The 18,594-nt window shown below is 65.3% G+C and carries 21 protein-coding genes and 1 pseudogene; 13 read left to right on the top strand and 9 right to left on the bottom strand.

Annotated features, from left to right (window positions below; translation table 11 throughout):
• Window positions 1-83 precede the first annotated feature (83 nt).
• Window positions 84-845 carry an SDR family NAD(P)-dependent oxidoreductase gene (locus HNP60_RS04605; RefSeq protein ID WP_184150754.1) on the bottom strand — a complete coding sequence of 254 codons (762 nt, stop codon included), beginning with the start codon at window positions 843-845 and terminating at the stop codon, window positions 84-86.
• 88 nt (window positions 846-933) lie between these two features.
• Here HNP60_RS04605 and HNP60_RS04610 point away from each other — a divergent pair, with 88 nt between their 5' ends.
• On the top strand, window positions 934-1,833 hold the full coding sequence (locus HNP60_RS04610) for a LysR substrate-binding domain-containing protein (protein WP_184150757.1): 900 nt from the start codon (window positions 934-936) through the stop codon (window positions 1,831-1,833).
• A gap of 105 nt (window positions 1,834-1,938) precedes the next feature.
• Here HNP60_RS04610 and HNP60_RS04615 read toward each other — a convergent pair whose 3' ends face one another.
• The 6 genes from HNP60_RS04615 to HNP60_RS04640 form a co-directional block, all read right to left on the bottom strand.
• A complete protein-coding gene (locus tag HNP60_RS04615; RefSeq protein ID WP_184150760.1) occupies window positions 1,939-2,787 on the bottom strand; it encodes an HpcH/HpaI aldolase/citrate lyase family protein in 849 nt (282 codons plus the stop codon).
• Entirely contained in the window at window positions 2,784-3,398 is a 615-nt protein-coding gene (locus HNP60_RS04620; protein WP_338056689.1) for a MaoC family dehydratase, read from the bottom strand. The genes HNP60_RS04615 and HNP60_RS04620 overlap by 4 nt, the downstream gene beginning before the upstream one ends.
• A complete protein-coding gene (locus tag HNP60_RS04625) occupies window positions 3,307-5,229 on the bottom strand; it encodes an acetyl/propionyl/methylcrotonyl-CoA carboxylase subunit alpha (RefSeq protein ID WP_184150766.1) in 1,923 nt (640 codons plus the stop codon). The genes HNP60_RS04620 and HNP60_RS04625 overlap by 92 nt, the downstream gene beginning before the upstream one ends.
• 91 nt (window positions 5,230-5,320) lie before the next feature.
• The gene (locus HNP60_RS04630; RefSeq protein ID WP_184150769.1) at window positions 5,321-6,922 is read right to left on the bottom strand and encodes a carboxyl transferase domain-containing protein; all 1,602 of its coding nucleotides are present in this window, start codon (window positions 6,920-6,922) and stop codon (window positions 5,321-5,323) included.
• On the bottom strand, window positions 6,919-7,179 hold the full coding sequence (locus HNP60_RS04635) for a hypothetical protein (protein WP_014075300.1): 261 nt from the start codon (window positions 7,177-7,179) through the stop codon (window positions 6,919-6,921). The genes HNP60_RS04630 and HNP60_RS04635 overlap by 4 nt, the downstream gene beginning before the upstream one ends.
• 115 nt (window positions 7,180-7,294) lie before the next feature.
• A complete protein-coding gene (locus HNP60_RS04640; RefSeq protein ID WP_184150772.1) occupies window positions 7,295-8,452 on the bottom strand; it encodes an acyl-CoA dehydrogenase family protein in 1,158 nt (385 codons plus the stop codon).
• Window positions 8,453-8,565: 113 nt separating this feature from the next.
• Between HNP60_RS04640 and HNP60_RS04645 the strand changes: the two genes are divergently transcribed.
• The 7 genes and pseudogenes from HNP60_RS04645 to fghA all read left to right on the top strand — a co-directional run bounded on the left by HNP60_RS04645 (window position 8,566) and on the right by fghA (window position 14,103).
• Window positions 8,566-9,462 (top strand): LysR family transcriptional regulator, encoded by an 897-nt coding sequence (locus HNP60_RS04645; RefSeq protein ID WP_184150775.1) that lies wholly within the window; start codon window positions 8,566-8,568, stop codon window positions 9,460-9,462.
• 145 nt (window positions 9,463-9,607) lie between these two features.
• Window positions 9,608-10,219, top strand: a complete 612-nt coding sequence (locus HNP60_RS04650; RefSeq protein ID WP_184150778.1) for an NAD(P)-dependent oxidoreductase — start codon at window positions 9,608-9,610, stop codon at window positions 10,217-10,219.
• Window positions 10,220-10,382: 163 nt separating this feature from the next.
• Window positions 10,383-11,132, top strand: a complete 750-nt coding sequence (locus HNP60_RS04655; RefSeq protein WP_184150780.1) for a GDSL-type esterase/lipase family protein — start codon at window positions 10,383-10,385, stop codon at window positions 11,130-11,132.
• A gap of 127 nt (window positions 11,133-11,259) precedes the next feature.
• The gene (locus HNP60_RS04660; RefSeq protein ID WP_184150782.1) at window positions 11,260-12,372 is read left to right on the top strand and encodes an S-(hydroxymethyl)glutathione dehydrogenase/class III alcohol dehydrogenase; all 1,113 of its coding nucleotides are present in this window, start codon (window positions 11,260-11,262) and stop codon (window positions 12,370-12,372) included.
• A 58-nt stretch (window positions 12,373-12,430) separates the two neighbouring features.
• On the top strand, window positions 12,431-12,808 hold the full coding sequence (locus HNP60_RS04665) for a VOC family protein (RefSeq protein WP_420825241.1): 378 nt from the start codon (window positions 12,431-12,433) through the stop codon (window positions 12,806-12,808).
• 64 nt (window positions 12,809-12,872) lie between these two features.
• Window positions 12,873-13,257: pseudogene (locus tag HNP60_RS04670) on the top strand (VOC family protein).
• Window positions 13,258-13,260: 3 nt separating this feature from the next.
• Entirely contained in the window at window positions 13,261-14,103 is an 843-nt protein-coding gene (fghA, locus tag HNP60_RS04675; protein WP_274703321.1) for an S-formylglutathione hydrolase, read from the top strand.
• A gap of 32 nt (window positions 14,104-14,135) precedes the next feature.
• On the opposite strand, the gene HNP60_RS04680 is transcribed toward fghA, so the two are convergent.
• Window positions 14,136-14,441 carry a DUF3817 domain-containing protein gene (locus tag HNP60_RS04680; protein WP_338056690.1) on the bottom strand — a complete coding sequence of 102 codons (306 nt, stop codon included), beginning with the start codon at window positions 14,439-14,441 and terminating at the stop codon, window positions 14,136-14,138.
• Between the two features lie 188 nt (window positions 14,442-14,629).
• Here HNP60_RS04680 and HNP60_RS04685 point away from each other — a divergent pair, with 188 nt between their 5' ends.
• Genes HNP60_RS04685 through HNP60_RS04695 form a run of 3 tightly spaced genes read left to right on the top strand, consistent with a single transcriptional unit; the run spans window position 14,630 to window position 16,665 of the window.
• Window positions 14,630-15,115 carry a DUF6644 family protein gene (locus HNP60_RS04685; RefSeq protein ID WP_184150788.1) on the top strand — a complete coding sequence of 162 codons (486 nt, stop codon included), beginning with the start codon at window positions 14,630-14,632 and terminating at the stop codon, window positions 15,113-15,115.
• 12 nt (window positions 15,116-15,127) lie between these two features.
• The gene (locus tag HNP60_RS04690; protein WP_184150791.1) at window positions 15,128-15,622 is read left to right on the top strand and encodes a DUF6644 family protein; all 495 of its coding nucleotides are present in this window, start codon (window positions 15,128-15,130) and stop codon (window positions 15,620-15,622) included.
• A complete protein-coding gene (locus HNP60_RS04695) occupies window positions 15,565-16,665 on the top strand; it encodes a MarR family winged helix-turn-helix transcriptional regulator (protein WP_184150794.1) in 1,101 nt (366 codons plus the stop codon). Before HNP60_RS04690 ends, HNP60_RS04695 begins: the two co-directional genes overlap by 58 nt.
• 14 nt (window positions 16,666-16,679) lie before the next feature.
• Here HNP60_RS04695 and HNP60_RS04700 read toward each other — a convergent pair whose 3' ends face one another.
• Window positions 16,680-17,210 carry a DUF6152 family protein gene (locus HNP60_RS04700; protein ID WP_184150797.1) on the bottom strand — a complete coding sequence of 177 codons (531 nt, stop codon included), beginning with the start codon at window positions 17,208-17,210 and terminating at the stop codon, window positions 16,680-16,682.
• Between the two features lie 167 nt (window positions 17,211-17,377).
• Between HNP60_RS04700 and HNP60_RS04705 the strand changes: the two genes are divergently transcribed.
• Together HNP60_RS04705 and HNP60_RS04710 are read left to right on the top strand one after the other, a co-directional pair.
• Window positions 17,378-18,142, top strand: a complete 765-nt coding sequence (locus HNP60_RS04705; RefSeq protein WP_184150800.1) for a hypothetical protein — start codon at window positions 17,378-17,380, stop codon at window positions 18,140-18,142.
• Window positions 18,143-18,164: 22 nt separating this feature from the next.
• A complete protein-coding gene (locus HNP60_RS04710; protein WP_014075315.1) occupies window positions 18,165-18,557 on the top strand; it encodes a nuclear transport factor 2 family protein in 393 nt (130 codons plus the stop codon).
• Window positions 18,558-18,594 lie beyond the last annotated feature (37 nt).

The raw sequence follows: 18,594 nt of genomic DNA on the forward strand, positions 1-18,594 counted from the left end.
CGTTGGTGATTGGGCTATCGCCATATTGTCATCCCGGCTTGCCAGTTGAGTCGTATTTGGGACGACTGAGCACAGCGAACCGATCAGAGATGAAATCCGCCGGTGACCTCGATCCGCTGGCCATTGACCCCACCGAAATCGTTGGAGAGAAGGCCCGCGATCACGGGGCCAACATCTTCAGGACCGCCGACGCGGCCGAGCGCAGTATGCGACGCCAGTGCTTTTGCCACCTCTGGATTGTCGCGCACGACTCCACCGCTGAAGTCCGTCGCTATGGCGCCAGGGGCGACAACGTTGACGGCGATACGGCGCTCCCCCAGCTCCAGAGCCATATATCGGGTCAGTGCCTCGACGGCTGCCTTCATCGGCCCATAAATCGCACGCCCCGGAAACGAGAATCTCGCAAGTCCGGATGAGATATTCACGATGCGACCACCGTTGTTCATCAGCGGCAGCAGCTTCTGCGTCAGCAGAAAAGGGCCTTTGAAGTGGATTGCAAACTGCGCATCCAGTTCCGCTTCGGTCCCATTCTGCAGGGTCGCGGTCGATGAGGCGCCCGCGTTGTTGACGAGATAATCGAAGCTACTGGCGCCGAGCGAGGCCAGTGCATTGCGAACCTGGGTGACGAACCCGTCAAAGATATCCGCCCGGCCAACGTCCAATTGCAATGCGACGGCCGCCGCGCCAGCCTCCCGAACGGCTGTGACGACCTTTTCAGCCTCGTCTTGCCGGCTGTTGTAGGTGATGATCGACGAGACACCCTGATGGGCCAGACGGATCGCTGCGTCGCGTCCCATCCCCCTGCTGCCTCCGGTGATTATGGCAATGCGTCGAATATCGCTCATGGTGATCTCCTTTCACCGGAGACATAAGCGTTTCATATCGAATGGATAATATAGTAATCAGCTGACATGCTGTACGGAAATTTGAACAATGCCTGCTGACTTCGCGGCTGCGCGGGCATTCGTCGCCGTCGCGGCAGCAGGGGGATTCCGGGACGCTTCGGTCGCGACAGGCATCAGTGCATCCAGTCTGAGCGGTGCGGTGAAGCGGCTTGAAAGCCAGCTTGGCGTCCGGCTGCTCCATCGCACCACCCGCAGCGTGGTCACGACCGAAGCGGGCGCGCATCTGCTGGAGCATCTGCAATCCGCCATGGCGGACGTGGAGGCCGCTCTGGAGCGTGCAAATAAGTACCGTCACGAGCCTGCGGGAAAGATCCGCCTCAACGTGCCGGTAAATGTCGCCCGTCTGGTGCTGCCGAGAATTCTGCCCGGCTTCGTGGCTGCCTATCCCAACATTCGGGTGGAAGTCGTGGCGCAACACGGCTTTGTGGATATACTTGCAGAGGGGTGCGATGCCGGCATCCGCTATGACGAGCGGCTGACCAAGAACATGATCGCTGTACCGATCGGGCCCGCCAGACAGCGGTTTGCCACTGCCGCGTCGCCTGCTTATCTGGCGCGGCATGGACGTCCCGAGCAACCCGAGGATCTGCTTGATCACGCGTGTCTGCATGGCCGGCTGAGCAGCGGTGCGTCTGCTGCGTGGGAATTCGAACGTGCTGGCACTGTGGTGAGGATCGAGCCGACTGGTCCGATATCGGTGGATATAAACGCGATCGACCTCGCCGTTTCGACTGCCATCGACGGGTGCGGTATCATACATCTGTTCGAGGATTGGCTGCGACCGGCTTTCGATAGCGGATTGCTGGAGCCGATCCTGGAACCGTTCTGGCAGAGCTTTTCAGGTCCGTTTCTGTACTACCATGGGCGGGAGTATGTTCCTGCGCCCCTCAAGGCATTCATCACCTACGTGCAAGAGAACCGCTGGTAGGCTGAAGATCACCCGACCTGCAAAGCCTGTTCTGAGCAGGGCGCCTTTGCATAAGACGGTCCTGATCGCTTTGCATATGGGGTCTCGCGTCGCCCCTCGCGCCCATCAGCCGTTCGTGGCCTGCGCCATGGCGAGGATGCGGCGTGCCTGCGCCAGATGGGGGCGATCGACCATGCGCCCGTCGAGCGACAGCGCGCCCGCGCCGGGATGCGCGGCGAAAGCCTCCACAATCGCGCGCGCCCGCGCCACTTCATCGGCATCTGGCGTGAAGCCGGCATTGATGACGGGCACTTGCGCGGGATGCAGCGCGAGCATCCCGGTGAAGCCGTCCCGCCGCGCGCGTGCGACATAAGCGGCGAGGCCGTCCATGTCCGAGAGGGCGGGGAACACGGTGTCGATGGCCGGCACGCCCGCCGCATGGGCCGCGAAGAGGGCGAGGCTGCGCACCATTTCATAGGGCGGGGTGTAGCGCCCGTCCGCCTCCCGCGCGGTGCTCGCGCCGATGGCGGCGGGCAGGTCCTCCGCGCCCCAGCTCAGCCCGGCGAGCCGGTCGGCGCAGTTGCGGTAGCTGCCGAGTTCGAACAGCGCGGCAGGCGTTTCCGTGGCGATGGGGATCACCGGCACCGTTTCCGTGCCGAGCAGCTCGTCGAGCAGATTGATCGATGCCGCGCCTTCCGCCTTGGGCAGCATCACGGCATCCGGCCGGGCGGCGCGCAGGCAATGAATGTCTTCCCGGATCGCATCGCTGTCGAGCGGGTTGATGCGCAGGATGGCGGGGACCATGCGCTCGCCGGCCATCCACTCCGTCACGGCCGCCCGCGCTGCCGCCTTGCGCTCGGGCAGGACCGAATCCTCAAGGTCCAGGATCACCGCGTCCGCGCCGCTTGCGGCCGCCTTCCCGAAGCGGTCCGGCCGGTCGCCGGGCACGAACAGCAGGGAGCGTAGGGCCCTCATGCCGCCGGCTCGCGCAGGAGCAGGGCCGTGCGCAGCCCCTTGCAGACGATCTCGTCGCGCTGGTTGGAGAGGCGATGCTCCCATGTCGCGATGCCCGCATTGGGGCGCGACTTGCTCTTGCGCAGGGCTGTCACCTCGCTCTCGCAGCGCAGCGTATCACCGATGAACACCGGGGCGGGCAGCACGATCCTGTCGAAACCGAGATTGGCGATGAGGCAGCCCATCGTCGTGCCTTCGACCGAGAGGCCCACCATGAGGCTGAGCGTGAAGGTCGAGTTGACGAGGATCCGGCCGAACTCGGTCGCCTTCGCTGCCTCGGCGTCGAGATGCAGCGGCTGCGGATTGTGCGTCATGGCCGACCAGAGGAGATTGTCCGTTTCCGTCACTGTGCGGCGGACGGGGTGGACGATGATGTCGCCGATCCTGAGCTCATCGAAGAAACGGGCGGTCATTCTCTTCTCCGTCTTGCTGCCGTTTGCGTGCCGGGAAGCATGCGTCAGGAGGGGGGCTGAAACAAGGTCAGGCCGACGCTGCGGGCTCGATGCGCGCGAGCAGCGCGTCCACCTGCACCTGCCCGCCGACGGTGGCAGTGAGCGCGGCCACGGTGCCATCGAACGGCGCGGTGAGGCTGTGCTCCATCTTCATGGCCTCGAGCGTGAGCAGCTTCTGGCCCCGCGTGACGCTCTGGCCCTCGGTCACGTCCACCGCGATGATGCGGCCCGGCATGGGGGCGAGGATGGCGCCGTCCGAAGCGCCGCCGGTGGCGTCGGCCGCATAGCGGGCTTCGGTCAGCATGAAACTGCTGCCGTCCTCATTGACGAGATAGCCCTCGCTCACGACGCCAATGGGCACGAATGCGCCGCTCTCGTCCTCCGGCACGGTCAGGGCATAGTCGCGCTTGCCGTCGGTCAGGCGGATGGTGACGGGCGCTGCCGGGCCATTGAGCCGGAAGCCGCGCAGGCCGGCCCATGGTCCCGATCCCGCCGCCCCATGGTCGCTCCGTCCGGGCCCATGGTTCGTCGCGATCCGCGCCACGGCCTCGAGCGCATGCGCGCTCGGCTCGCCGGCGGGGGTCAGCTCGGGCAGCTTTCGCTCGATAAGGCCGGTATCCACTTGCCCCGCGGCAAAATCGGGATCGCGCAGCAGCCGGCCAAGGAAGCCGGCATTGCACCGCACTGGCCAGCAGATCACATCTTCGCAGATGCCGCCAAGGCTCTGCATGGCGATTTCCCGCGATGCCGCATGCGTGACGAGCTTGGCGATCATGGGATCATAGAAGGGCGAGATGGCGTCGCCCTGCCGTACGCCGGTCTCGATGCGGGCATGGCCGGTCTGCGTCCAGCCATCGATGTGGAAATGAGTGAGCGGACCGGTGGACGGGAGGAAGCCTGCCGCGACATCCTCGGCATAGAGCCGCGCTTCGATCGCATGGCCCTGGATGGCGAGCGCGTCCTGGCGCTTGGGCAACGGTTCGCCACTGGCCACGCGCAATTGCCACTCCACCAGGTCGACGCCGGTGATCTCCTCGGTCACCGGATGCTCCACCTGCAGCCGCGTGTTCATTTCCATGAACCAGATGCGATCGGCGGAGAGCCCCTGGCTGGCATCGGCAATGAACTCGATCGTGCCGGCGCCGACATAGTCCACCGCCTGCGCGGCGCGCACGGCAGCGGCGCAAAGGGCTTCGCGCGTCGCCTCGTCCATGCCGGGGGCGGGCGCTTCCTCGATCACTTTCTGGTGCCGCCGCTGGAGCGAGCAGTCGCGCTCGAACAGATGGACGATGTTGCCATGGGTGTCGCCGAACACCTGCACCTCGATATGGCGCGGCGAGAGGATATATTTCTCGATCAGCACGCGATCGTCGCCAAAGGAGGACGCGGCCTCGCGCTTGCAGGAGGCGAGCGCATCGAGGAAATCGGCGGCCGCGTCCACCCGGCGCATGCCCTTGCCGCCGCCCCCTGCGACGGCCTTGATGAGCACGGGATAGCCGATGGTGTCGGCCTCGGCTTTCAGCCGCTCGGGTGACTGGTCCTCGCCGAGATAGCCGGGCGTGACGGGGACTCCGGCCGCCTGCATCAGGGCCTTGGCGGCATCCTTGAGTCCCATCGCGCGAATGGAATGCGGCGTGGCGCCGACCCACACCAGCCCGGCATCGATGACCGCCTGCGCGAAGTCGGCATTCTCGCTGAGGAAGCCATAGCCGGGGTGGATGGCCTGCGCGCCGGTCTGCTTGGCGGCGGCGATGATTTTCTCGCCCACCAGATAGCTCTCGCGGGCGGGGGAGGGGCCGACATGCACGGCCTCGTCCGCCTCCCGGACATGCAGCGCCTGCGCATCGGCATCCGAATAGACCGCGATGGTGCGGATGCCCATGGCCCGCGCAGTGCGGATGATCCGGCAAGCGATCTCGCCGCGATTGGCGATGAGGAGGGACGTGATCATGGATGGGCTCGCGACGGCAGGATGATCGGGCGGCCAAATGCTGAAACCAGCTCGGCGTGGCACGGATGAGGAAGGCCGGATGTCATATCCCTCACATCCGGAACAGCCCGAAGGCTGCCCTTTCCGGGATGGGCGCGTTGAGCGTCGCCGCGAAGGCCAGCCCCAGCACGTCCCTCGTCTGCGCGGGGTCGATGATGCCGTCGTCCCACAGCTGGGCCGTCGCGTGCCATGGGTTGCCCTCCGCTTCGAAGCGCTCGCGGATCGGCGCCTTGAAGGCTTCCGCTTCCTCGGGCGTCCAATTGTCCGCGTCGCGGTGGACGGTGGCGAGGACGCTGGCCGCCTGCTCGCCGCCCATCACGCTGATGCGGCTGTTGGGCCAGGAGAAGAGGAAGCGCGGGGAATAAGCGCGCCCGGCCATGCCGTAATTGCCCGCGCCGAAGCTGCCGCCGATCAGCACCGTGATCTTGGGCACCTGCGCGGTGGCCACGGCCGTGACGAGCTTTGCGCCATGTTTCGCAATGCCTTCCGCTTCATATTTTCCGCCGACCATGAAGCCCGAAATATTCTGAAGGAAGAGCAGCGGCGTGCGGCGCTGGCAGGCCAGTTCGATGAAGTGCGCGCCCTTCTGCGCGCTTTCGCTGAACAGCACGCCATTGTTGGCGAGGATCGCGACGGGCATGCCCCAGATATGGGCGAAGCCGCAGACCAGCGTCGAACCGTAAAGCGCCTTGAACTCGTGGAATTCGCTGCCGTCCACGATCCGGGCGATGACCTCGTGCACGTCATAAGGCGCGCGGACATCCTCGGGGATGATGCCGTAGAGTTCCTCGGGATCATATTTCGGCGGGCGGGGGAGGATGAGCGGGATGTCGGGCGTGCGGTCGGCGGGGAGGTGGCTCACAATGTCCCGCACGATCGTCAGCGCATGGTCGTCATTCTCGGCGAGATGATCCGCGACGCCGGACTTGCGGGCATGCAGCTCGCCGCCGCCCAGGTCCTCGGCGCTGATCTCCTCGCCCGTCGCGGCCTTCACCAGCGGCGGGCCTGCGAGGAAGATGGTGCCCTGATCCCGCACGATCACGCTCTCGTCGGACATGGCGGGCACATAGGCGCCGCCGGCCGTGCAGAAGCCCATCACGCAGGCGATCTGGGCAATGCCCTGCGCGGACATGTTCGCCTGATTGAAGAAGATGCGGCCGAAATGATCGCGATCCGGAAAGACCTCGCTCTGGTGCGGGAGGTTGGCGCCGCCGCTGTCGACCAGATAGATGCAGGGCAGGCGGTTTTCCGCCGCGATCTCCTGCGCCCGCAGATGCTTCTTCACCGAGAGGGGATAATAGGTGCCGCCCTTCACCGTGGCGTCGTTGCAGGCGATCATCACCTGACGACCCGCTACGCGGCCGATGCCCGCGATGATGCCGGCGCCCGGCACGTCCCCATCATACTCGCCATGAGCGGCGAGTTGGCCGATCTCGAGGAAGGGGCTGCCCGGATCGAGCAGCCGCTCGACGCGCGCGCGGGGCAGCAGCTTGCCGCGCGCCACATGCCGATCGCGGGCACGCTCGCCCCCACCCAGAGCGGCCTTCGCGACATCGGCATGGAGCCGGTCCCGCAGCGCTCGGTTGTGCGCGGCGCGGCTCGCGAACTCCGGGCTCGCGGTGTCGATCGCCGTGGGAAGGACGGGGCCGGTCATGCGGGCGCCTTCTTGCGAATGAGATAGCGATAGACGCCGGTCGCGTTGATGACGAGCAGCGCGATGTTCTGGAACCCGATCCCTTCGCTGTCCGGCTGGAGGAAGCCCCAGGTGATCAGCGCGAGCGAACTCGTGACGAAGAGCACGAAGGCCCAGCCCGTCACGCGCCTGCCGAGATCGAGCGCCACGATCAACGCGGCGAGGGTGGCAGCGGCCGCACCATAATATTGGAAGGCAGTGAGGAGGGAATCGCTCATGAGGTGCTCCGACCGGCGCGTCCAAGTTGCTCCATGGCGCGGCTGGAGACTGTGCGGCCCGGCGAGGGCTGCGCTGTTTCCCGGCGATCGCGGGGCAGGCGGATGGTGCGTACGGTCATCCCTCGCCGCCCACCAGTTCCCGGCCGATCAGCATGCGGCGGATCTCATTGGTGCCCGCGCCGATATCCAGCAGCTTGGCATCGCGCAGATAGCGCTCCACCGGCCAGTCTGTCGTATAGCCTGCGCCCCCGAGCGCCTGCACTGCCTCCAGCGCCACCTTCACGGCGTTCTCGCTGGCGAGCAGGATGGCACCGGCGGCGTCGAAGCGGGTGGTCTTGCCCGCGTCACAGGCCTTCGCCACCGCATAGACATAGGCGCGGGCCGAATTGAGTGCGACATACATGTCCGCCACCTTGGCCTGCATGAGCTGGAAGGCGCCGATGGGCTTGCCGAACTGGCGGCGCTCGCGGACATAAGGCAGCACCGTGTCGAGGCAGGCCTGCATGATGCCGAGCTGGACGCCGGACAGCACGACGCGCTCATAATCGAGGCCGGACATCAGCACCTTCACGCCGCCGCCCAGCTCCCCGAGGATATTCTCCTGCGGTACATGGCAATCATCGAACACCAGTTCCGCCGTGGGCGAACCGCGCATGCCCATCTTCTCGATCTTCTGGCCGATCGCGAAGCCGTCCATGTCCTTCTCGATCAGGAAGGCCGTGATGCCCTTCGATCCGCCGGCCGCGTCCGTCCTCGCATAGACGACGAGAGTCTGGGCATAAGCGGCGTTGGTGATCCAGAATTTGGTGCCATTGAGCACATAGTCGCCCTGCACGGCGTCGGCGCGCAGCTTCATGGAGACGACGTCCGATCCCGCGCCGGTCTCCGACATGGCCAGGCTGCCGACATGATCGCCGGCGATGAGGCCGGGCAGATATTTCGCCTTCTGCTCCGGGGTCGCCCAGCGCGCGATCTGGTTGATGCACAGGTTTGAGTGCGCGCCATAGGAAAGGCCGACGGAAGCCGAGGCCCGGCTGATCTCCTCGCAGGCGATCACATGTTCGAGATAGCCAAGCCCGAGCCCGCCATCCTCCTCCTTCACGGTGATGCCGTGCAGGCCGAGCGCGCCCATCTCCGGCCACAGCTCGATGGGGAAACGGTCTTCCCGGTCCACCTGCGCGGCGATGGGCGCGATCCGGTCGGCAGCGAAGCGGCGGCAGGTCTCGCGGATCATGTCCGCGGTTTCGCCGAGCGAGAAATCCAGTTGCTCCATGCGCCTCTCCTGTCCGGCCGCGCCTTACCCGGCGGCCTGTTCCTGTCCTCATTATCCTAACGGGGTGCATTGGAAAAATTGAAATCAAGGGAAGCAAGACATAGACAGCATCTATGCTGGACCGATATCTCCTGCGCTACTTCCTCGCCGTGGTGGACCAAGGCAATTTCTCCCGTGCAGCGGCGTTATGCCATGTCTCGCAGCCCACGCTTTCCGTGGGCATCGCAAAGCTGGAGAACGAACTCGGCGCGCCGCTGTTCCTGCGCTCCAGCCAGCGGGTGGAACTCACCGCCGCCGGCGCGCGGTTTCTCGTCCACGCGCGGCGGATCGAAAGCGAGTATAATCTGGCCGAACGCGCGCTGGCGGATGTCCAGCCCGCGCGTCGCTTGCGCATCGGCTGGCTGTCGAGCGTGCCATCGGATCGCCTTGCAGCGGCGCTTGGCGTCGGTCGGGGGGAGAGGCCCGGAAGCCAGATCGAGATCGTCGAAGGCAATGAGCGGGACATCCACGCCCATCTGGCACGCGGGCGGATCGACCTGGCGGTGTCCATCATCCGCCCCGGCGAGACTCGGTTCCGGGAAGAGGCGATCCTGGAGGAGGGCTACCGGCTGGCAATGCCCGCGGGCCACAAGCTGGCGCAGCAATCCGTCCTGACCGCCGAGGCGCTGGCGAGCGAGACGATGATCGTCCGGCGCCATTGCGAAGCGCTGGCGGCCACCAGCCGGCATTTCACCGAACGCGGGGTTCGCCCTTTCTTCGCGATGCGATCGACCAATGACGAGCGGGTGCTGGCGATGGTGGCGGCGGGGCTGGGCATCACGGTCATGCCGGAAAGCCATGCCCATGAAGGCGTCGTCCGACCGTTGCTCGCGGGGTTCGACCTGCGCCGGACGATCGGCTTCCTGTTCGGACCGCATGGCGATCCCCCGGCGCTCGCCGATCCGCCGTTCCTGGACGCGCTCCGCACTGCGCTGCGGACGGCGAGGGTTGGCGCTCGGGAGCCCCTCTGAGATCGCGGCGCAAGATAGAGGGGAACATGGCTCTCTTTGCCATTGGCTTGTGTTTCGCCGCCATCGGCGACAAGAGGGCAAAGTCAACTTGGGCTTGCCTCGCTACGGAGTCGCAGGCGGAGCCTTGTGGAGAGGGAGAACAATCATGTCGAAAATCGCGATCCTGGGCGCCACGGGCAATGCCGGTCAGCGCCTCGTCGATGAAGCGACCCGCCGGGGGCACAGCGTCACCGGCATTTCCCGCCATGCGGACGAGCAGGCGCCCCGCGACGGCGTGACCTGGGCGAAAGCGGACATCAACGATGTCGATGCCACTGCCGCATTGCTGGCCGGCCATGACGCGGTCATCCTCTCGATGCCGTTCAAGGACCTGAACTTCGATGCGGTCTTCGCGATCGCCGGGAAAGCAGGCATCCGTCTGCTCGTGGTCGGCGGGGCCGCGAGCCTGAAGAATGATGACGGCGTCGTGCTGCTCGACACCCCGGGCTTTCCGGACTTCATCAAGGTGGAAGCCGCGCCGGCGCGCGATTTCCTCAATCGCCTCAAGGACAGCGCCAGTTTCGAATGGACCTTCCTGTCGCCCGCGATGTTCTTCGGCCCCGGTGAGCGCACGGGCACGTTCCGTCTCGGTACCGACACGCTGCTCACGGCCGGGGACGGCAAGAGCTCGATCAGCTACGAGGATTTTGCCATTGCGATGATCGACGAGATCGAGGAGCCCCGGCACAGGAACATGCGCTTCACCGTCGGCTACTGAGCGCTGGGAGCGGGCGCGGGGCGTGGCGCGCCATGCCCCGCTCAGTCGCTCATGCATTTCGTCGCAAAGACCTTCAATCCGGGGCGGGAATCCGTTAGGTTCGCGATGCTTCTGAACAGGGGAAGCTCAACAAAAACCGTACGGAGACGAGCGCATCGTGTTGATGGGCCGCAGACCGATTCAGGCCACGCTGCTGCTGGTTGCCGCCAGCCTGACGGCGCTTGCCATGGTGCCTGCCGGTGCGAAGCCGGCCCCCGGCCAGCAGTCAGGCAGCGAGGCGCCGCGCCGGTTCATGGCCGAGCTCGCCGCGTTCGCGGAGAAGGACGCAGGCCTGCCGGCGCAGTCGGGCGGTGCCTTGTTCCTGGGCTCGTCCAGCGTCAGACTGTGGGATCTGCGGACGAGCTTCCCGACAGCCCATACCGTCAATCGCGGCTTTGGCGGCTCAACCGTGACCGATGTGCTGGCGAGCTATGATGTGCTGGTCGCGAAGCAGCGACCGGACAGCATCGTCGTGTATGTCGGGGAGAACGACATCGCGCTGGGTCGCGGCGCCAGCACCGTGGCGCGGGACGTAGGCAGGCTGATGGCGCGCCTGCGGAGCGACTATCCCGATGCGCGGATCGCTTATCTGTCCATGAAATATGCGCCCGCTCGCAAGGATCGCCACTCGACGATCAAGCGGGCGAACCGGCTGATCGAGAGGCAGGCGCGCAAGACAGGGTCATTCGCCTTTGTCGATGTGGCCTCGGACCTGCTGGGCGAGGAAGGCCCGGATCAGGCCTGTTACGGGCCCGACCGGCTGCATCTGAGTACGATCGGCTATGAGCGGTGGAACAGGATCGTCGGCGATTATCTCGCGGCCATGCCCCCTCAGGCGCAGACCGTGCCGACGGACACCCTCAAGGCGAACTGACAGGCCACCCTTTCCAGGGCTGTGGGCGCTTAAGGGTTGCCCGAATCGTCATCACCCCCCAACAAGCGCTGGACCAACGGCGCGGAGCGGAGCCCGCGCCCCTGCGCATTCCCGGGGAGGAGATCGGATGAAGACACGTGCTGCCGTCGCGTTCGAGGCGAAAAAGCCGCTTGAGATCGTGGAACTGGATCTCGAGGGGCCGAAGGCTGGCGAAGTGCTCGTCGAGATCATGGCGACCGGGATCTGCCATACCGATGCCTATACGCTCGATGGCCTGGACAGCGAGGGGATCTTCCCGAGCGTCCTGGGTCATGAAGGTGCGGGAATCGTGCGGGAAGTCGGTGCCGGTGTCACATCGGTGGTGCCGGGCGACCATGTGATCCCGCTTTACACGCCCGAGTGCCGCCAGTGTAAGTCCTGCTTGTCCGGCAAGACGAACCTGTGCACCGCCATCCGCGCGACGCAGGGCAAGGGACTGATGCCGGACGGCACGACGCGCTTTTCCTACAAGGGCCAGCCGATCTACCATTATATGGGCTGCTCGACCTTCTCGAACTTCACCGTCCTGCCCGAGATCGCGGTTGCCAGGATCCGCGAGGACGCGCCCTTCAAGACGAGCTGCTACATCGGCTGCGGCGTGACGACGGGCGTCGGCGCGGTCATCAACACCGCCAAGGTGCAGGTCGGCGACAATGTCGTGATCTTCGGTCTGGGCGGCATTGGCCTCAACGTGATCCAGGGCGCGCGGCTTGCTGGTGCGAACAAGATCATCGGCGTCGACATCAACCCGGATCGCGAGGAATGGGGCCGCAAGTTCGGCATGACCGACTTCCTTAATAGCAAGGGCATGAGCCGCGAGGATGTGGTGGCGAAGATCGTCGCGATGACCGACGGCGGCGCGGACTATACCTTCGACGCGACCGGCAATACCGAAGTGATGCGCACGGCGCTGGAAGCCTGCCATCGCGGCTGGGGCACCTCGATCATCATTGGCGTGGCCGAGGCGGGCAAGGAGATCAGCACGCGGCCGTTTCAGCTGGTCACCGGCCGCAACTGGCGCGGCACGGCCTTCGGGGGCGCCAAGGGCCGCACGGACGTGCCCAAGATCGTCGATATGTACATGACCGGCAAGATCGAGATCGATCCCATGATCACGCACGTCATGGGCCTGGAAGAAATCAACACCGCCTTCGACCTGATGCACGCCGGCAAGAGCATCCGCTCGGTCGTGGTGTTCTGATCGCATCGATCGGCTGACCGCGCTTTCCTTTCCGGGAGACACGCCCTTGTTGAGGCATATGGTTCTGGGTGCAGACGATCTTGCATCGGCACGCGCCTTTTATGATGCGACCTTTGAGGCGATCGGCGTCGCGCCGGCGCAGGCGGATGCCAAGGGCCGTCTCCTGTATCGGCATCAGGGCGTGATCTTCATTGTCGGCCATCCGATCAACGGCCAGCCCGCAACCCATGCGAACGGCGGCACCGTCGGCTTTCTTGCGCCTTCGCCGGAGGGAGTGAAAGCCTGGTATGGCGCTGGCCTGACGCATGGCGGCCAGGCCTGTGAAGGCGAACCGGAATATCGTACGTCGTCCGGCACAGGCCGGGGCGTCTGGGTTGCCTATCTGCGCGATCCGGCCGGAAACAAGCTTTGTGCCGCCTGGGATGAGCCGGATTAAGGCCCAGGGCGCGCAGGGAAACCCAATCAAGACCACTCCACCCAATATTGAGGAGAGAGATACAATGTTTACTCACGTCATGGTCGGCACCAACGATCTCGCGCAGAGCACGAAGTTCTACGATGCGGTTCTTGGCGCGCTGGGCGCCGGTGCCGGGCACAATATCGGCGACCGCGCCTTTTACTCGCACAATGGCGGCACCTTCGGCTTCGTGACGCCGATCGATGGCGCGCCGGCCACGCACGCCAATGGCGGGACCATCGGCTTCGCGGCGGCTGACAAGGACCAGGTCGATGCTTTCCACGCTGCCGGCCCTCGCCAATGGCGGCACCTGCGCGGGCGAACCGGGCAAGCGCCCGCAGGCGCCGGGCAACGCTTATGGTGCATATCTGCGCGATCCGTTCGGCAACAAGATTTGCGCTTTCTGCCAGCTGCCTGAAGGGGCCTGATCCATGACGCTGGAGACGCTCTCGACGAACAAGGCCTATGGCGGCGTCCAGGGCGTCTACCGGCATGACTCGGCGGAGACGAAGACGGCGATGACCTTCGCCGTCTTCGTTCCAGACCATGAGCCCGGCGAAACCCTGCCGGTGCTGTTCTATCTCTCGGGCCTCACCTGCACGCATGCCAATGTCATGGAGAAGGGCGAGTATCGCGCGGCCTGCGCTGCGGAGAAGATCATCTTCGTCGCCCCCGATACCAGCCCGCGCGGCGAGGGCGTCCCCGATGATCCCGAGGGCAAATATGATTTCGGGCTCGGCGCCGGCTTCTATGTCGACGCAACGCAGGCGCCCTTCGCGGCCAACTACCGGATGCGCAGCTACATCGAGCAGGAACTGCCGGCGCTGATCGCCGCGCATTTCCCGGCCGACATGGCACGACAGGGGATCACCGGGCACAGCATGGGCGGCCATGGCGCGCTGACCATCGCCCTGCGCAATCCGGATCGCTTCCGCTCGGTCTCGGCCTTCGCGCCGATCGTCGCGCCGAGCCAGGTGCCATGGGGCCAGAAGGCGCTGGGCGGCTATCTGGGCGACGATGCATCGGCCTGGGCGCAGCACGACGCCGTGGCGCTGATCGAAGGCGGCGCGAGATTGCCCGACCTGCTGGTCGATCAGGGGGACGCGGACAATTTCCTGGAGCAGGAGCTGAAGACGCATCTGCTGGAGGAAGCGTGCGCGAAGGCCGGACAGCCCGCGACGATCCGCATGCAGCCCGGCTACGATCACAGCTATTATTTCATCTCGACCTTCATGGCGGAGCATGTCCGCTGGCACGCGGCCCGGCTGAAATAACGCCAGGCGGGGGCGGCGCCCCCCCCGCCGGATCAGACCCGGCGAAGTGCCGACAGCGCGGCTTCCCGGCGCCTGAGATAGGGATCGTTGAGGAAGGTCCCGAACGGGAAGAAGGCGGCGAGCGTCGTCCTGATCCAGCCGAGGGCGCCAAAGCCCCTGCCGGGCAGCACGAACAGCATCACGGCGATATAAGCGAGAAACGCTATGCCGTGGATCATGCCGACCGGACGGATCAGCACCGGATTGTCGAAGACATATTTCAGCGGCATCGCGACGAGGAACAGGGCAAGCGTGGTGATGCCCTCGACCAGCGCGACATAACGGAACAATCTCAGCACATTGCCTCCCTGCCTTCTTGCTGACCTTCTGTAGGCGGGCATGGCGGCGGAGGCCAGTCCTGTTAGAACACCGGCTGGATGCGGTGCCGCCGGCCCGGCAGCGCGCAGGCGGTCGTCGATGACAAGTCAGTGGACAGAGTCCACGAAGGCGCTAGGCTGGGCGGGACCTGCTCGGGGGAGAGGATCGCTTGGACGCCTGGCTTCAACCACTGATCGACTGGCTCAACGGCCTGCCGCTGCAAGCAACCATTCGCGAGACAAGCTGGGCGCTGCCGCTTGTCCAGACCGTGCATATCCTCGCCGTTGCGATCGTGCTGACGGCTTCTCTCATCATCGCCCTGCGCGGCATAGGTCTGGTCGGCCGGGACTGGAGCCTCGCGCGCTGGCAGGCGCGGTTCGGGACCTCCACCGTCCTGGCGCTCTGGACGTTGCTCGGCACCGGATTGCTGATGATCCTGGCGGAGCCCGAGCGTGAACTTCTGAACTGGCTGTTCCGCGCCAAGATGCTGCTGGTGATCGTCACGCTCCTTCTGGCGCGCGGCCTCGCGCGCGCGCTGCGAGCCACGCGGACGGACAGGCCGGCCCGGCCGGGTGTCCGGCTGCTGGCAGTGGTGGTTTTCGCGGCCTGGATCGCGGTCGCGATGGCCGGCCGCTGGATCGCTTATGTGGGCTGAGGGAGGCGAGGCGTGATCGAGACCCTGCTCGAAGCGATCGGCAACAGCGCCATCGGCACCTATGTGGCCGAGGACCCGCTGGCTTTTCCCTGGATCGAAACGGCCCATGTCATCAGCCTTGCGATCCTGTTCGGGTCGATCCTTGTGGTCGATCTGCGGCTGATGGGGCTTGCCTCGCGCGATTATCCGATCCGGTCCCTCGGCCGATCCATCCTGCCCATCACTTGGATCGCCTTCATTGGCGCGGTGGTCACGGGCGGTCTCCTGTTCGCTTCAAATCCCTATGGATATTTCGGCAACACCGCCTTTCGCGCCAAGATGATCCTGCTGGTGCTGGCAGGCGTGAACATGGCGGTGTTCCATCTGGTGGTGCAGCGCGGGAGCCGGCTCGATCGGCGCGGGCCGCCCCCGGGCAGTGCGCGGCTTGCGGGGCTTCTTTCGATGGCGATATGGATCGCGGTGATTGCCTGCGGGCGCTGGATAGGCTTTACCATGTCGCCTTTCTGAGCAGGGATTGGAGGATCAAGATACTGTCGGAGCTGATCGAGGAGCGAGTGGACGCGCCGGAGCGGGAGCCCCTGTATCTTCGGATCGTGGGCGCGCGGCTTTCCAACCTGCTGCGCCTGATCCGGGAAAGCGGTCTGCCGGTTTACGAGCGCGAGGTTGGTTACAAGGAGATCCATCGCCAACTCATCATCATGATCGGCATATCGGGCGGGCTCAGCTCGCAGGAGATCGTGGCGATCACGGGCCACGAGAAAGCGCAGGTGAGCCGGGCGATCAAGCCGCTGGAGACCGCGGGGCTGATGGAGCGCGAGCGGCTGCGGGCCAAGCTGACGCTGCTGCCCCCCGGCCGCAGGATCTACGAGCGCATCATGGCGATCGGCCGGAGCCGCGATGGCGTGCTGACGAACGGCATCGCGCCGGCGGACCTCAAGCGCTTCGCCGCCCTGTGCGAGCAGCTCACGGTTCAGGCGGCCCAGCTCTACGCCGAAGAGCGGCAGCTGAGTGCGGAAGCGGGCATCATCAATGCCCTGTCTCAGCCCCCTTTGCCCTCGTCCTGGTCGACCGGGGCGGACGGGCGGCCGATCCGGCCACCACCGAGTAACCTGATCACGCCCCGGATCATCAGCCTTGTCGCCTATCTCAAGCGCAGCGCGATGTTGGCTTATCAGCGGGCGTTCGGGCTTTCCCATTTCCAGTGGCAAGTGCTTTCCATCATTGGCGAGAGCCCGCCCATGCCGCTTGCCCGGCTCATCCAGCTCATGGCGCGGGACAAGAGCCAGATTGGCCGCACTGTGGGGCATCTGGAGCAGGCGGGTCTCGTTGTCCGGTCGCGGCCGACGCGTCGCCGCGACATCATGCTCGAGACCACGGCCGAGGGCGCGGCCATGTTCGAGAAGATGTACCAGCTCGCCGCCTGTCGCGAACAAAGACTGTGGAGCGGGCAGGAGCCTGGAGAGCGCATGTTCTTCATCAGCATCATCGATGCGCTCACCGAAAACGCGCGGCAGATGATCGAGGATGGCAAGGCGCGGGATCAGTCCTAGGCGCCCGGGCGGGTTCAGGAACCCGGTCGGTCGGGCCGCGTCGTCGGGCTGTCGAGCTGGCGCTTGACGGTTCCATCGCTCAGCTTGACCGTCACGTTGAAGCCGCCCTTGCGGCCGTCCTTGAGCGGATAATAAGTGAGGTCGATCCGGTCGCCGGGCTTGAACATGCGCTTGTTCCAGCCGGTCCGTCCAAGATGATTGGGGCTCATGCCTTCGAACGCCCAGTGCTCGGTCTGGCCATTCTTGCCCGGCAGCGCGACGTAGAGGAAGGTGTGCGGATTGGTCCAGTCCCAGCGCTCCACGACGGCGCCTTTCATTTCCATTTCCTTGCCCCAGTGGAACATGGCGGTGGAATGATGCGCCGGCGCCGGGATTGCGGCCAGCATCAACCCGGTCCCGCCAAGCAGGACGATTCCAAGGCGACGATTGCGGACAGGCTTCCCGGGCATCATCCACTCCTCCATCGCCCCATGCGCGGGGCGGGCCGGCTTTTGTCGGCACATGACCTTCATCTGCCGCTCGCAATCGATGAGGTCAACAGTCATGCGCGCGCGGAAGGCGTGCGGCGACGGGCTGCATGTCTGCTGCCGGCACGGATCGGGCGCGAGATGACGCTTGACTCGCAGTTGAGGGAATCCACTATGCAGGCGCACCGGATCAGGAACGCGCGCAAACGCACGGCGTCGGTGAGGGAGGACGCATGAAGCCTGCCATGCAGAGAAGCATCCCGGCATTCGCTGCCGCGCTGGCGGTCTGGCTCGCGGTCGGGGCAGGGCCAGTGACGTCTGCCTTTGCGCAGGATGACGCGGCGAAGAGCCGGCCGGACTATTCTTCGCTCAATGATCTGCCCGACTGGACGATCGGGGTCTGGCAGCCGGACTGGTCGCGGTTGTTCGGCGCCGGCACCAAGCCTCAGTTCACGCCGGAGATGGCGAAGGCAGTGGAGGCTTTCAATGCGCGCAAGCAGCATGGCGAGAATCTCCAGAGCGCAGCCGCCAATTGCCGCCCTACCGGCATGCCCGGCATCATGCGCCAGCCCTATCCGATCGAATTCCTCTTCTCGCCCGGTCGGGTGACCATTCTGCACGAGACGTTCAGCCAGGTACGCCGCATCTACACGGACGGGCGCGCATTGCCGGACGATCCCGACCCCGCCTTCAATGGCTGGTCGGTTGGCCGGTGGGAGGGGGATGTGCTGGTCGTGGACACGAATGGCCTCAATCCCATCACCAGCCTGATGGAAGGCGTGCATCCCACCGAGAATACCCGCATCCGCGAGCGCTTTTTCCTGACCGCGCCGGACGAGATGACCGTGGAGACGATCATTACCGATCCGGCCATCTTCGCCGAGCCCTTTCGCGTCACCCAGGCCTATCAGCGCAAGCGCGACTGGCAGATCCGCGAATATGTCTGCGAGGAGAATAATCGCGACGCCGCCGACGAGCAGGGCCGTCCCACGATGAACATCGAAAAGTAGGGACATCGGGGAGCCGGTCGCCATGAAGCACAGCGAGACCGAAGCCCGCAATCTGGCCATCGCGACCGCCATGTATCGCGACATGCTGATGAAGTTCGATTCGCGTCACGTCGATCGCTTCATCGCGGAGGATTATATCCAGCACAGCACGGCGGCGAGTGGCGGACGCGAGGGGCTTCGCGCCTTTCTGGATGATCGCCGGGCGGGATTTCCCGACGTCGATATCCGCATCAAGGCACGTTATGCAGACGGCGACGTCACCATCTTTCATATCCATACCGTCCGCCATCCCGGCGACCCGGGCATGAATATCGTCGATATCTTCCGACATGGCGCTGACGGGAAAGTGTGCGAGCATTGGGAAGTCGTCCAGGAAATTCCCGAGCGATTGCCTCATGATAACGGGATTTTCTGAGAAGACTTGGGCGTCGGGCTCCGGCTGAATCGGTCGG

Source organism: Sphingobium lignivorans (assembly GCF_014203955.1).
GTDB lineage: Bacteria > Pseudomonadota > Alphaproteobacteria > Sphingomonadales > Sphingomonadaceae > Sphingobium > Sphingobium lignivorans.

Coding starts and splice junctions, on each gene's coding strand:
- HNP60_RS04605 (WP_184150754.1), bottom strand. CDS start 845: ATGAGCGATATTCGACGCATTGCCATAATCACCGGAGGCAGCAGGGGG.
- HNP60_RS04610 (WP_184150757.1), top strand. CDS start 934: ATGCCTGCTGACTTCGCGGCTGCGCGGGCATTCGTCGCCGTCGCGGCA.
- HNP60_RS04615 (WP_184150760.1), bottom strand. CDS start 2,787: ATGAGGGCCCTACGCTCCCTGCTGTTCGTGCCCGGCGACCGGCCGGAC.
- HNP60_RS04620 (WP_338056689.1), bottom strand. CDS start 3,398: ATGGCACCGTGGCCGCGCTCACTGCCACCGTCGGCGGGCAGGTGCAGG.
- HNP60_RS04625 (WP_184150766.1), bottom strand. CDS start 5,229: ATGATCACGTCCCTCCTCATCGCCAATCGCGGCGAGATCGCTTGCCGG.
- HNP60_RS04630 (WP_184150769.1), bottom strand. CDS start 6,922: ATGACCGGCCCCGTCCTTCCCACGGCGATCGACACCGCGAGCCCGGAG.
- HNP60_RS04635 (WP_014075300.1), bottom strand. CDS start 7,179: ATGAGCGATTCCCTCCTCACTGCCTTCCAATATTATGGTGCGGCCGCT.
- HNP60_RS04640 (WP_184150772.1), bottom strand. CDS start 8,452: ATGGAGCAACTGGATTTCTCGCTCGGCGAAACCGCGGACATGATCCGC.
- HNP60_RS04645 (WP_184150775.1), top strand. CDS start 8,566: ATGCTGGACCGATATCTCCTGCGCTACTTCCTCGCCGTGGTGGACCAA.
- HNP60_RS04650 (WP_184150778.1), top strand. CDS start 9,608: ATGTCGAAAATCGCGATCCTGGGCGCCACGGGCAATGCCGGTCAGCGC.
- HNP60_RS04655 (WP_184150780.1), top strand. CDS start 10,383: ATGGGCCGCAGACCGATTCAGGCCACGCTGCTGCTGGTTGCCGCCAGC.
- HNP60_RS04660 (WP_184150782.1), top strand. CDS start 11,260: ATGAAGACACGTGCTGCCGTCGCGTTCGAGGCGAAAAAGCCGCTTGAG.
- HNP60_RS04665 (WP_420825241.1), top strand. CDS start 12,431: ATGGTTCTGGGTGCAGACGATCTTGCATCGGCACGCGCCTTTTATGAT.
- fghA (WP_274703321.1), top strand. CDS start 13,261: ATGACGCTGGAGACGCTCTCGACGAACAAGGCCTATGGCGGCGTCCAG.
- HNP60_RS04695 (WP_184150794.1), top strand. CDS start 15,565: ATGGATCGCGGTGATTGCCTGCGGGCGCTGGATAGGCTTTACCATGTC.
- HNP60_RS04700 (WP_184150797.1), bottom strand. CDS start 17,210: ATGACTGTTGACCTCATCGATTGCGAGCGGCAGATGAAGGTCATGTGC.
- HNP60_RS04705 (WP_184150800.1), top strand. CDS start 17,378: ATGCAGAGAAGCATCCCGGCATTCGCTGCCGCGCTGGCGGTCTGGCTC.
- HNP60_RS04710 (WP_014075315.1), top strand. CDS start 18,165: ATGAAGCACAGCGAGACCGAAGCCCGCAATCTGGCCATCGCGACCGCC.